Below are 12,672 nucleotides of genomic sequence, written 5' to 3' on the forward strand. Positions count from 1 at the left end.
ACCCGCAGCCGGAAATCCGCTTCGGCTCCGTCCGGAGTCGGACGGATCGGCGGTGGGCAGCACAGATGATGGACTCGCACCGGACCAGCGGGGGCGGTGCGAGCAGACGCGACGGAGAGGTACGTGACGTGACCGCTACCACAGGCCAGCCGGCATCGGCCGCAGCCCGGGCGAGCGACGTGTGGAAGGTGTACGGCAGCGGCGAGGCGCAGGTCATCGCCCTGCGGGGGGTCAGCGCGGAGTTCGAGCGCGGACGGTTCACCGCGATCATGGGACCGTCGGGTTCCGGTAAGTCGACGTTGATGCACTGCCTCGCCGGGTTGGACTCGGTGACCAGGGGGACCGTGGAGATCGGCGAGACCACCGTCACCGGGCTCGGTGACGCGGGCCTGACGAAGCTGCGCCGCGACAAGGTCGGCTTCATCTTCCAGCAGTTCAACCTGCTGCCGACGTTGACCGCCAAGGAGAACATCCTGCTCCCGTTGTCGATCGCCGGGCGCAGGCCGGATCCGGCCTGGTTCGACGTCGTGATCGACACGGTGGGTCTGCGGGACCGGTTGGGTCACCGGCCGGCGCAGTTGTCCGGCGGCCAGCAGCAGCGGGTGGCGTGCGCCCGGGCCCTGGTCGCCCGCCCCGAGGTGATCTTCGCGGACGAGCCGACCGGCAACCTGGACTCGCGCTCCGGCGCGGAGGTGTTGAACTTCCTGCGCAACTCGGTACGCCAGCACGGGCAGACCATCGTCATGGTCACTCACGATCCGACGGCCGCCGCGTACGCCGACCGGGTGGTGTTCCTCGCCGACGGGCAGATCGTCTCGGAGTTGATCGAGCCGACCGCGGACACGGTGCTGGACACGATGAAGAAGCTGGACACGCCCGCCGAGGTGGCCGGCTGATGTTCCGGGCAACTGTGAAGAGTCTGCTGGCCCGCAAGGTCCGGCTGATCCTGTCCGGCCTGGCCGTGGTGCTCGGCGTGATGTTCGTCTCGGGCGCCTTCGTCCTCACCGACACCCTGGGCCGCTCCTTCGACTCGCTGTTCGCCGACGCGTACGCCGAGGTGGACGTCAACGTGGCCGCCAAGCCGAAGCTGGAACTCGGCGAGCTGGAGGGCGAGCAGCTCGCCAGCCCATTCCCGGCCGCCACGTTGGAGACGGTGCGCGCGGTGGACGGGGTGTCCGAGGCGACCGGGGTGGTCTCCGTCGACGGGGCCCGGCTGATCGGCAGCAACGGCAAGGCCGTCACCTCGTTCGGGCCGCCGCAGTTGGGCGGCAACTGGACCGGCGAGAGCGACCTGGTGCGGTTGCGGGAGGGTCGGGCGCCGCAGGCCGACGACGAGATCGTGATCAACAAGGGGCTGGCGGACGCCGGCCGGGTGGCGCTCGGCGACCGGGTGGGTGTGCTCACCCTCCAGCCGCGCGAGGAGTTCACGATCGTCGGCATCTTCGGTTACAGCGGTGACCGGGACTCCCTCGGCGGCGCCAACGAGGTCATGTTCACCACTCCCGTGGCCCAGCAGCTGATGCTCGGCGAGTCGGACGTGTTCAGCAACATCGTGGTCACCGCCGCCGACGGGGTGTCCGACGAGCAACTGCGCGACGCGGTGGCCACGGCGGTCGGCGACGGCTACGTGGTCAAGACCGGCGAGCAGCTCTCCGCCGACGCCGCCGCCGGCCTGAAGGAGGGGCTGTCCTTCTTCAACCGGATCCTGCTCGGCTTCGCCGCGGTGGCCCTGCTGGTCGGTACGTTCCTGATTCTCAACACGTTCTCCATCATCGTCGCGCAGCGCACCCGGGAACTGGCGTTGCTGCGGGCCGTCGGCGCCAGCGGCAAGCAGATCATCGGCTCGGTGGTCCTGGAGGCGATCGCCGTCGGATTGATCGCCTCGGTGTTCGGCCTGGCCGCCGGCATCGGCGTCGGCGCGCTGCTGGCGTACCTGTTCGGCAACCTCGCCGGTGGGCTGGCCCTGGCCGGGGTAGCGGTGCCGGCGTCGGCGGTGATCGGCGCGTTCGGTGTCGGTCTGGTGATCACGGTGCTGGCGGCGCTGCTGCCGGCGCTGCGGGCCGCGCGGATCCCACCGATCGCGGCGATGCAGGACGTGGCCACGCCGGACCGGCCGTTGACCAAGGTGACCGTCGGCGGTGCGCTGGTCACCGCGATCGGCGCCACCCTGCTCTTCCTCGGCCTGGGCGGGCACGCCGGTGACAGCACGCTGGCCACCATCCTCGGTGGCGTGCTGTTCTCGTTCATCGGGGTGGCCCTGCTGACGCCGCTGATCAGTCGTCCGGTGGTGGCGGCGCTGGGCACGGTCTTCTCCGGCTGGGTGCCGGGCAAGCTGGGTCGGCTCAACTCTGGTCGCAACCCGCGCCGCACCGCGATCACCGCCGCCGCGTTGATGGTGGGTATCGCCCTGGTCACCGGCATCACGGTGATCCTGGATTCGGCCAAGAGCAGCATCAGCGGGCTGGCGCAGGACAGCATCCGCGCCGAGCTGGTGATCGCCGGGGCGCAGTCGGGTCCGCGCCCGCCGACGTTCGACCCGGCGGTGCTGGACGAGGCGAAGGCGATCCCCGGTGTCCGCCTCGTCGACGGCGAGTACGGCGACATGGCGCTCGTCGGCGGCGAGAGTACCTGGGTCGGCGCCAGCAGCGAACCGAGCGCGCTGGTGGAGATGTTCGGCGCGACCGCCACCGCCGGGGACATCGGGCGGCTGGGGCCGGGCCAGATGCTGATCAGTTCCGACGCGGCGGAGTCGCGTGGCCTGTCGGTCGGCTCGACGGTGCCGGTGCAGTTGGCCCGCGGCGAGGAGCGCAGCTACACGGTCACCGGCATCTACCAGAGCACCCCGCTGTTCGGCGGCATCACCTTGCCCGCCGAGGCGGCGCGTGACTTCGCCATCCCGCAGCCCATCCAGGGTTACCTCCAGTTGGAGCCGGGAGTACGGGCGGCCGACGTGCTGCCCCGGGTGGAGGCGCTGCTGGCGGACAGCCCGGAGGTGTCGGTCGCCGACCGGGACGCGTTCATCGAGCAGCAGGCCGGGCAGCTCGACGGGCTGCTCCAGATGATCCAGATCCTGCTGGCGCTGGCGATCGTGATCGCCGTGCTCGGCATCGTCAACACCCTCGCCCTGTCGGTGCTGGAGCGGACCCGGGAGCTGGGTCTGTTGCGCGCCATCGGCCTGCGCCGGTCGCAGACCATGGGCATGATCACTGTGGAGGCGGTGGTGATCTCGGTGTTCGGCGCGCTGCTCGGCGTCGTGGTCGGCGCCGGCCTGGGTGCCGCGGTGGTGGAGGCGCTGCGCGACGAGGGAATCACCAAGCTGGTGCTGCCGTGGGGCCAGATGGGTGTCTTCCTCGGCCTGGCCGCGATCATCGGGGTGATCGCGGCGGCGCTGCCGGCGATCCGGGCCGCCCGGATCAACGTGCTGGGCGCCATCGCCCACGACTGAGGTGTGCCGCAGCGAAGGCCCCTGTCACCGGCTCGGTGGCAGGGGCCTCGCGCTGCGTGTTGCCCAGCAGATCGGCCGGACGGTGGCAGTGTCAGGCGGGGGTTCGGCGCAGCAGCCCCGCCAGCAGGTCCAGGTCCGCCAGCAGCAGGCTCTCCAACTGGTGTACGCCGTCGGCGGGCGCCAGCGGCACCTCGGCGGGTACGGCCAGCACCGCGGCCCCGGCGGCGACCGCGCTGGCCACCCCGGTCGCCGAGTCCTCGATCGCCACGCACCGCTCGATGGGCACTCCGAGCAGTCGGGCGGCCGTCAGGTACGGCTCCGGATGCGGCTTGGTGGCGTCGACCTCGTCGCCGCAGACCACCACGTCGAAGCTGTCGCGGCCGAGGGTGTCCAGGGCGATCTCGACAAGGGCCCGCCCGCTGGAGGTGACCAGGGCCGTCGGGATCCGCTCCTGCCGGACCGCGCCGAGCAGCGTCAGCGCCCCCGGTCGCCACTGCAGCCCGGTGCGGAACAGCTCCAGGATTCGCGCGTTGATCCACTCGGCGCTGGTCCGCGGATCCCGGTGCGGTTGCCCCAGGTCGTCGTGCAGGATGCGCATCGAGTCGGCCATCCCCGTGCCGACGATCGCCCGGCGGGCGTCGGCGGACAGGGTGCCGCCGTAGTGTTGTGCGAGTTCGGCCAACGCGACGTCCCACAACCGCTCGCTGTCGACCAGCGTGCCGTCCATGTCGAAGAGCACAGCGGCTGGACGGGTGCTGTTCACCGGATCCTCCTCGGGCTCGGGTAACCGGTGAATCCTGTCAGCCGGCGTGGTCCGGTGCCCGCGACAGTGACCTTTCTCAACCGAGGTCGCAGGCGGACAGGGACCGCTCGTAGCCGCGGAAGAACGCCTCGGTCCGCTGCTCGGGGGTGCCGTGGGAGCCCTCGGCGAACCACGGTTGGCCGGGTTCGTCGCCGACGGCCAGCAGCCCATCGTTGAACTCGTCGAGGTCGCCTTCCTCAAGGGTGAGCCGCCCGGCCCGGACCGAGTCGCCGAGAAACGCCCCAGCCATGCAGTCGGCCTGCAACTCCTGCTGGATGGTGAAGCTGTAGCGGATGCCCAGCCGGGTCTGGATGCCGTGCGCGTACTCGTGGCCGAGCAGGTAGAACACGAACGCGTCACCGATCTGCCGGAAGGCCCCGAAGGACCAGTTGATGTCGTACGCGATGTAGTCGTCGACGGTGCAGTAGACCGCGTTGTTGCGGGGTACCTCCTGCCCGCCACAGGAAACCTCACCGTCGCGCTGGTACGCGATGACCTGCCGGATCGGCCGGAAGGACTGTTCCGACGCCTCGAACTGGTCGGCCCAGTACAGCTCGGCGAGCCGCTGCGCGTCGGCCACGTCCTGCCGGAACTCCTCTACCGTGTCGGTGCCGTCGGCACGGGTCACCTCGGCCGTCGGTTCGGCCGGTTCCCGCTGCCCGCCCGGTTCCACCGGTCCACCCACCGGCTCCACCATGCAGGCGGCCGCCGTCACCAGCGCCACCGCCAGGCCGGCGAGCCTGCCCCGGCGTCGCCCTCGCCCACCTGCCGCCACCGCGCTCCTCCCGCCTCGACGTCGCCGGTCCAGTACCCCGACGATACGACCGTCACGCCCGTTGCCGTCAGGTACGCCTGACCGTCCCGTCCGGTTCAGTTGCCCGGCTGCCGGCGGGTGTCATCCGGCTTTGCCGGGCCGGTCGGGTGAATTACCGCCTACGGTGTCCGGCACGGACGTCCGGCTCCGGCGTCCCCGACGAACCGGCACCGGAGCTGGTGGCGGACGCGAGAGGGGGACACCGTGAAAATGCATGATCATGCTGTACGGCTCGCAGCGGGACTACGACGCGATGGGCCGGGCACGGCGCCAGCGACCGCAACGGGGCGTGACGCCGTCGACGCCACGCCCCGATCACCGGTGTCGCCCCGGCGGGCGACAGTTCAGCAGGTGTTGAGCATGGTGTTCAACGCCGACTTCTCCGCGCTGTTCACGGTGAGGCCGTAGTACCACTTCACCTGGATCCAGGCCCGGGCGTAGGTGCAGTGGAAGGCCGCGCGCGGCGGCTTCCAGGCGGCCGGGTCCTTGTCCCCCTTCGACGAGTTGACGGTGCCGGTGACCGCCCACAGCTCCGGCCCGCCGAGGTCGTTGGCGTAGGTCTGGCGACGCGAGGTGCTCCAGGCCCAGGCGCCCGAACGCCACGCCTCGGCCAGCGGCACCACGTGGTCGATGGAGATGTCGGCGGGGTTCGTACGGGTCACCCCGTCGTACGGGCTGTACCAGGACCCGGAGGTCGGATAACAGCTGGAGTTCACCACGACGTTGCTGCCGTCGCGCTTGAGCACCTGCTCGCGGGTATTGCAGGCACCGGTGATGGTGATCCAGTGCGGGAACAGGTCGCGGTTGTAGCTGGACTGGTTGGACTCGGCCGCGACGGTGAGCGAGTTCAGCCGGCTCACCGCCGTGCTGTGGGAGGGGATGTTGGGCGGTGTGGCGTGGGCGGCCGGCGGCACGAGTACGACCGACAGGGCCACGGCGACCACCGAGACGATGGCGACCTTGCGTAGCTGAGCCACGGGGCGACTCCTGACTGTCTCCTGCGACGGCGGGTGGGGGAACCCGACTTGGGGGCGCGGCAGGGGACACCAGGATTCTCGCAAACATGCGGATCAATACGTGTCGTCGGGCCGCAAGCCCCGTGAACGTCACATGAAGACCAGCCGGTGGCTCATTCGGGCAGGTACTCGTGCTCGAGAAAATCCTTGAGACAGGCGGCCGCGTGGCCGGCGGCCAGGAAGAGTTCCGCCGCCGAGCCGGAACTGGCCACGTCCTCGGCGACCACTCCCCGGAAGACCGCCCAGAGCCGCCGCTCGTTCCAGAGGCCGAACTCGTACGACTCGGTGTCCAGCGCCGCCAGGCGTCCGTCCTGATCGCGCAGCTCCGTCAGGGCCGCCGCAGTCATCAGCTCCGGCGGCCCGCTGGCCACCGCGCCGTCGAAGTCGATCTCGGGACGGAGTGCCGTCGGCGGGGCCGGTAGGTCCGCTGCCGGAGCCGACTTGCGGAAGTCGACCACGAGATCCTGGAACCGGGTGTTGACCCGGCGGTAGTAGGCCAGCAGAGTCCGCACATAGTCGGGAATCCACAGCTGCGGCACCCGGGTCACCATCTCCCCCGACTCCAGCAGCTCATAGTGGCCGACCCAGCGCGGCACCACGACGTGGCCCGATTCGGCGCCGTCCCCTCGCGCCGTGCCGACCAGGAAGAACGCCGACGGGTTGAACCGCTCCACGATGTTCCGGACTGCGCCTGCCCGCCCGGGAGTCAAGCGCTCCGGTGACCGGGCAAGGTAGACCGAGAGCGGTCGATCGGCCCGCTCCGCCGACACCTCGATCCACCGGCCGATTTCCGTGGCCCGGCTCTGCGACGCCTGCTCCGGCACGAAGACCTGGAGCGCCGCACGGTACTCCGCGGGGTGCGAGGTCAGCACCGCGATGTCGGCCCGCCTCGCCGACTCCGCCGAAAGCGTGCCGGGTACGCCGCGACGCGTCGATCTGCCGGCGGCACCGGTCGTCGGCGGGGCGGGTCGCTGAGTCGACGGCTGCCGGGGCACCGACAGCGCGGTCGCTTCCCGGTCACGTTCGTCGCCGAGGGTGGACTGCGGTGAGAAGGCGTGCATGGCCTGCACCGAAAGTCGGGCATGTTCCGCCTCGTCCAGCAGCGGGGCCCGGGCACCGAAATCGAGCAGGAGCAGGTGAACCTGCTCCGGGATCAACCCACGCGGCGAGCGGGCCCGCAGCACGAGATGATGCACGATCGCCGCGCAGGACTCACGGGCCGCGGCAACCTCGTCGAGCCCGAGGCCGTCCGCCGGCTTCGCCGCCGTCGGCCGACGCAGGTCGGCTGCCGGCTGAGCGCCGATTTCTGGTGCCGCCGACGAGGCTCTCGTCTGCCACAGGTACTCCTCCAGTGCCGTGGCGGCCAGCGTGAAGAACCAGCCACGGGCCTGGTCCTCGTCGCGCATCCGCAGGTTCCGGTCAGCGAAGAGCAGCGCGCAGCCGGCCAACGACAACAGCGTCTGCAATCGCCACCGCTCACCGAAGCCCTGGATCGCGGCGATGGCCCGGCCCGCCTCATGGACCGCCGCGCTGACCTCGGCGTGCCCGAGCAGCTCTGGCCGGGGGTCGGTGGCCGGGGCGGCGCGCAGCAGGGCACGGATCAGTTCGGTGCCGGTGTCGCCCTCGATCCGGGTGGAGGTCCGCAACCAGTGCGCCACCATGGAGAGCAGCAGGTGCATCGGATCGCGGGCCAACGGCCCGTCGTTGTGGTAGCCGCCGAGGTCGATCAGCTGGTACCCGTTCCCGTCGAGGGTGGGCTCGGTCTGCACCAGGATGTTGCCGATGTTGAGGTCACCATGGGTACGGCCGGTCAGCAGCGACAGTTCCTCGCTGCTTCGTGGCGCGGTGCCGGCAAGGAAGGCGAGCGGGTTGGGCAGCTCCGACCGCCACCAGCCCAACTGGACCCGCGCCTGCTCGGCCGGTACGCCCGCCCGCTTCGCCCAGGCCCGCAGGCGCGCACCGGGCGTACCGCGCCGCTCCGGCCGTCCGTCGAGAAGTTCGCTCAGGTAACCGCCGACGGTGGTGGTCCGCTGTTGGCTCGCCGGTGGTGGTTGGTTCCAATCGTGCGCCACCGACTGCACGATGGTTCGTAGCTGAGTGGGGAAGTCCGACTGCGTCATCACCTCGGTCAGCGGCGGGCAGGCCAGCAGGTCTCCGGCGGCGACGTCGAACACCGCGACCCAGCTGTCGCCGAGCGACTCCAGCTGTGCGGCGGGCAGATGCCGGCGTACGAAGGTCGGCGGTGAGTCGACGTACGCATCGCGCGCGCGCTCGATCTCGCCGGTCTGACCTTCGTAGAAGCGCAGAAACCGTTGCCGGTCACGCTGGCCCGGCTCCCGCCAGACCACAAGCGCTATCGGTGTTCCGCTGAAGCCGCCCTGCTGATAGCGCACGATGTCGACGGAGACCCGCTTGACCCGGGCCCAGCGTTCGAAGGCGGCTGTCTGCTCGGCCGGAATCCGACTCCAGTCCCCGGTAAGCTCCGGTTCGTCGGGCATCAGCCGACTCCCCACTCGGCGACCAGCTGGACGATCGCGACGACGATCCCGGCGACACTAAGCACCGCGCCGAGCACCTCCCAGGGCTTCTCCCTGATCAGTACGGTGGTCGACGGCCGCCGACCCAGCACGAGCCCAGGTGCCAGCCGGCCCAGCCCACCGGGCAGTCCCGCGACGAGCCGCCGCAACCCGGTCGTGTTGACACCGCTGCCCTCGACCAGCCGCCCCTCCTCCAGCAGGGCCCGCTCGGTGACCCACTGCCCGTCCGGTCCCGCCTTGAGCTCCCGGCGGGTGGACGTCAACTGGACGAAGTGCATCCGGTACCGGGTGACGGCACCGTAGGTGCGCGATTGTTGGACGACCTCGACCTCGCCCAACTCGACCAGCCGGTCCCGCCGGAGGTCGAAGGTGAACCCGGGTAGCTCCTCCTCCAACTCCCGGACCGCCGTGGCCAACGGGTCCAGGTCGTCGGAGCGCACGTGCCCGCCGGGCAGCTGATACTGCCGGGCCGCCCGGTCGTAGATCATCAGGTAGCGCGGGCCGAGCAGCCGCAGGCGTGTCTTGATCAGCACCTGGACCACCCGCCCGGACCGTAGCGGCGACGCCTGCGGGTCGAGGCTGAGACGGCGGTGCTCGATCACGTACAGGAACTGCGCGCCGGCCAGTACCTGCTGCGGCTGGTACGGCGGCTCGGTGGTACCCGCTCGCGCCCAGTTGTCGAGCACCGGGGTGCCGCTGCGTACGTAGGCGGCGAGGCTCTTGAGGAACAGGGCCGCCGCCGGGCTCGCCGCCTTCACCGTGTGCCGGCCGGTGGCCGGATCCTCGGTCAGCACCACGGCACCCGAGAGCCGCAGGAACCCGGCGACCACCTCCGCCGCTGGCCCGGCGTCGCCGAACCCGGCTGCCGAGCAGAGTTGGTCGGTGGTGACCGCCCCTTCGTCGTGGTCGGGTACGGCCTCCAACACCCGCGCCAGCCGTTCGGATGGTTCGTCGGTGCTCATCGGCCGCCCACAGCGTCAGCGGCGTCCAGCACGGACAGCCGCGGGGACGGAATCTCGTAGAGCGGGCGGATGGGCACCTCCGGGCCGCCGGCCAACCGCAGCGCCGAACCGGGATTGCGGTTGATCACGGGGAGGTAGGCCAGCGCGGTGATCCCGAACCGTCGCAGGATCTTCAGCATCGACAGGGCGGTCGTGTTCGAGCCGTTGAACTCGTCGATGATGGCGACGGCGTACGAGTCGCGCTCAGCGAGCAGGCTGAGCTGCCGACCCCAGCCCATGTCCTTTTCGGCAAGCAGGCTGACCTGGCGACCCCAGCCCATCTCCGCGTGCCGGTCGACCTCCGAGAAGTTGTCCCGCTCCGCCGCCCAGAGGATCCGGCGAGGAATCTTGACCGCGACCGGGCGGGCACCCCGGCGGGCTTTGAGCTGGTCGGTGAGCGTGTTCATGGCCGGCTCCGCCGGACAGACGTAGACCGCCTCCTCGACGCCCGCGCCGCCGATACGGGTCGCCTCCAGCATCTCGTCGAGCTTGTAGGCGATCCAGTCGCCGTACTCCTCGAACATCCGCTTGAAGTCGGGCACCAGGGAGAACCGTGGCGGCCCGGGAGAGTTCTGGTCCGGGTCGCCGGGGCCGTACTTCTCCGGCACCCACGCGTGGGTCAGCAGCATCTCCCACATGTCGTAGGACCGGATGCCGGGCCCGTCCGCCAGGGGATCGGCCGGGAGGCTCTTCGCGAGACACTGCTCGCACCGGGTGCGTTCGGTCTTCCGGCGGGCGATCGCGCCGGCCACACCACGCACCCGGTAGGTGCGCCGGTCGACCACCATCGAGAAGAAGTCCCTGGCTTGCCCCAACCACTCCTGGTCGATGAAGACCGCGATGATCGTGGGGCGCACCACGAGGCCGCGCGTACCAAGCCGACCGATCAGCGCCTCGGTCGTCTGGCCGGTGTTGACCACGTCCAACATCAGCAGCGCGTCGCCGGAGGTCGGCAGGTTCGCGAGGTCGTCACCGGCGGAGACCGGGAAATGTCTGATTCCCAGGCGTTGCGCCACCTCCGCGCCCACCTCGACGAGCCACGGAGAGTGCGCCTGATGGGTAACGATCATCAGTGGTCCGGAGCTGCCGTTCTGCTCCTCCAGGACGATCTCCTTGGTCAGCTGGCTGACCTCCTGGATGGCGTACGACGCGTCGAAGAAGTACCGGGTGCAGTATCTTTCGCTGGTGCCGAACTTGTAGTGACCCAGTCGACGGAGGATCTTGCCGCCCAGCCGGTCGCCGATCGGCTGGTTCAGTCGCTGGAGTTGCTCGGCGTACTCGGGATCCGGCGGCTGGATCGGTTCGTCGTCGGTCTCCCCCGCCGAGACCCGGACGCGGGAGCCGTCGCCGTACTGAATGACGATGTGGCCGGGATGGTCGGTGCCGACGATGTCGCGGAACGCCTGTTGCAGGCCGGTCCCCATCGCCGGCATCAGGACCAGCACCTCCAGGCCCGGACTGGTCAGCAGCAGGGTGCCGAGGGCCTTGCCGGTGTACGCGGCGACGGTCTGGATGATGAGTTCGGGCGGGCTCAGGGTGAAATCGACCAGGACAACCGTGCCCTCCACCGGGTCCTCGCTCGCCGAGACGTCGGCGATGAGCCGGTCGTACACCTGCCACGCTGACCTCAACTGCTCGAAGCTGAGATAGATCGTCTGACTCGGCTCCGCGCTCACCGTACCCGGGTGGAGGTCGGCGACGAGGTCGCGGTAGAAACGCAGCCGTTCGTCGGGTACGTCCTCTGTGGTCGCGCTGCCGAGCCGGATGACCTTCGGGATGATCCGCCAGCGTTCAGCCATGGGTCGGCAACCGGGCGACGACGAGGTTGCCGCGGATCTTCGGAATACCCAGCCCTTCCCGGAGGGTGACCACGTACTGCGCCGACGAGTCGGGCTCGTACTCCGCCTCCACGGTCAACCGGATCGCGCCGACGTAGATGTCCAGTGAGCCCTGGAAGACGTCGATCACATGGTGGTAGAGGAAGTAGAGCCCACAGCCGAGCAGCCGGTCCCGCGACCGCGCGTCGCCGTCGTCCGACTTGCTGGAGATGCCCGGCAGCAGGCTGGCCATGAGCAGGTCACGGTCGTCGCTGGCGACGTCGGGCGTCCAGTCCGACGTCCGTAGCTCGTCCGCGACCGGTGGGTCGGCTCCCTCCCGACGGATCCTGAAGGTGTCCGTCGCCGGAGCAGCCGCGACCCGCACGTCGCCCCGCCCGACCAGGCCCCTGCGCAGCGTATCGACGATGGAGTCGCCATTGTCCCAGACCGCGATGGTCAGTACGGCCTGCGGTACGTCGTCGCGCGGCAGCACCATGTCGGAGGCCACGACGGCGGTCGACGCGTTCGGATGTTGCTGGACGTTGGCCAGGATCTCGTGCACGACCACCCGAGCCACGTCCCACTCCGCCGTGCCCTTGAGATGCCGGCTGAACAGGGCCAGCGCGAGCGGATCCGTCCACCGCCCGAGTTCCTCCCGCATCATCGCCGTCCGGGCGTCGGCGCTGTCGAGACGGTACAGCGACAGCCCGAACACGCGCTTCTTGCGCAGGTGCTGGACGATCTGGTCACTCGGATCGCCCGACGTCCAGGTGCCGAACGGGGCGGGGGCGCTCTCGTTGACCCGCTTGACGTCCTCCAGATGCAGCAGCATCGGCAGCGGCGCCTGCGCGACCTGGCAGGCCGCCTCGAAGAACCGGTCCCGCCGCAGCACGTCGAGGGCGGCACGGACGAGGGGAAGCCGGAAGCGGGTCAACCGGTCACTGGTGATCCGGGTGCCCATCATCGCCAGCACCCAGAGCAGGGCGACCACGTCGAAGGTGCGGCTGCCACGGAAGTCGATGAGGGTGAGAGCGTCGTCGTCCGACCGGATGCCTCGCTGCCGGAACACCTCTTTGAGGTGTTGAAGATCGACGGATTCGCCGAGCGGAATCTCGCGTACGACTGTGGAATTGTCGACGTCGGTTTCCGACGGTTGCATGAACGCTCCGTGAGCTCGGACCGGAATGCATTCACATCGTTGTGGCGACGTCACGTTACGAAACAAGGTGGACGATGACAA

The 12,672-nt window shown here is 70.0% G+C and carries 9 protein-coding genes; 2 read left to right on the plus strand and 7 right to left on the minus strand.

Annotated elements, in window-relative coordinates; genetic code table 11:
- Positions 1-128: 128 nt before the first annotated feature.
- Positions 129-896: an ABC transporter ATP-binding protein gene (locus O7601_RS22710; protein WP_281563108.1), complete on the plus strand. Its 768-nt coding sequence runs from the start codon at positions 129-131 to the stop codon at positions 894-896.
- Positions 896-3,445 carry an ABC transporter permease gene (locus O7601_RS22715; protein ID WP_281563109.1) on the plus strand — a complete coding sequence of 850 codons (2,550 nt, stop codon included), beginning with the start codon at positions 896-898 and terminating at the stop codon, positions 3,443-3,445. Before O7601_RS22710 ends, O7601_RS22715 begins: the two co-directional genes overlap by 1 nt.
- 91 nt (positions 3,446-3,536) lie before the next feature.
- Here O7601_RS22715 and O7601_RS22720 read toward each other — a convergent pair whose 3' ends face one another.
- From O7601_RS22720 to O7601_RS22750, 7 genes are all read right to left on the minus strand, one after another.
- On the minus strand, positions 3,537-4,184 hold the full coding sequence (locus O7601_RS22720) for an HAD family phosphatase (protein ID WP_281567008.1): 648 nt from the start codon (positions 4,182-4,184) through the stop codon (positions 3,537-3,539).
- Positions 4,185-4,284: 100 nt separating this feature from the next.
- The gene (locus O7601_RS22725) at positions 4,285-5,055 is read right to left on the minus strand and encodes a neutral zinc metallopeptidase (protein ID WP_281567009.1); all 771 of its coding nucleotides are present in this window, start codon (positions 5,053-5,055) and stop codon (positions 4,285-4,287) included.
- A 350-nt stretch (positions 5,056-5,405) separates the two neighbouring features.
- Positions 5,406-6,038 (minus strand): HNH endonuclease family protein, encoded by a 633-nt coding sequence (locus tag O7601_RS22730; RefSeq protein WP_281563110.1) that lies wholly within the window; start codon positions 6,036-6,038, stop codon positions 5,406-5,408.
- A gap of 152 nt (positions 6,039-6,190) precedes the next feature.
- Positions 6,191-8,575 (minus strand): hypothetical protein, encoded by a 2,385-nt coding sequence (locus O7601_RS22735; RefSeq protein ID WP_281563111.1) that lies wholly within the window; start codon positions 8,573-8,575, stop codon positions 6,191-6,193.
- Positions 8,575-9,576 carry an NUDIX hydrolase gene (locus tag O7601_RS22740; RefSeq protein WP_281563112.1) on the minus strand — a complete coding sequence of 334 codons (1,002 nt, stop codon included), beginning with the start codon at positions 9,574-9,576 and terminating at the stop codon, positions 8,575-8,577. Before O7601_RS22740 ends, O7601_RS22735 begins: the two co-directional genes overlap by 1 nt.
- The gene (locus tag O7601_RS22745; RefSeq protein WP_281563113.1) at positions 9,573-11,414 is read right to left on the minus strand and encodes a hypothetical protein; all 1,842 of its coding nucleotides are present in this window, start codon (positions 11,412-11,414) and stop codon (positions 9,573-9,575) included. The genes O7601_RS22740 and O7601_RS22745 overlap by 4 nt, the downstream gene beginning before the upstream one ends.
- Positions 11,407-12,591 carry a hypothetical protein gene (locus O7601_RS22750; RefSeq protein WP_281563114.1) on the minus strand — a complete coding sequence of 395 codons (1,185 nt, stop codon included), beginning with the start codon at positions 12,589-12,591 and terminating at the stop codon, positions 11,407-11,409. Before O7601_RS22750 ends, O7601_RS22745 begins: the two co-directional genes overlap by 8 nt.
- Positions 12,592-12,672 lie beyond the last annotated feature (81 nt).

It is taken from the genome of Verrucosispora sp. WMMD573, assembly GCF_027497175.1.
Classification (GTDB): domain Bacteria; phylum Actinomycetota; class Actinomycetes; order Mycobacteriales; family Micromonosporaceae; genus Micromonospora.

Excerpts from the sequence above, each read along its gene's own strand:
- O7601_RS22735 (WP_281563111.1), bottom strand. The coding sequence starts at position 8,575 with ATGCCCGACGAACCGGAGCTTACCGGGGACTGGAGTCGGATTCCGGCC.
- O7601_RS22745 (WP_281563113.1), bottom strand. The coding sequence starts at position 11,414 with ATGGCTGAACGCTGGCGGATCATCCCGAAGGTCATCCGGCTCGGCAGC.
- O7601_RS22715 (WP_281563109.1), top strand. The coding sequence starts at position 896 with ATGTTCCGGGCAACTGTGAAGAGTCTGCTGGCCCGCAAGGTCCGGCTG.
- O7601_RS22750 (WP_281563114.1), bottom strand. The coding sequence starts at position 12,591 with ATGCAACCGTCGGAAACCGACGTCGACAATTCCACAGTCGTACGCGAG.
- O7601_RS22740 (WP_281563112.1), bottom strand. The coding sequence starts at position 9,576 with ATGAGCACCGACGAACCATCCGAACGGCTGGCGCGGGTGTTGGAGGCC.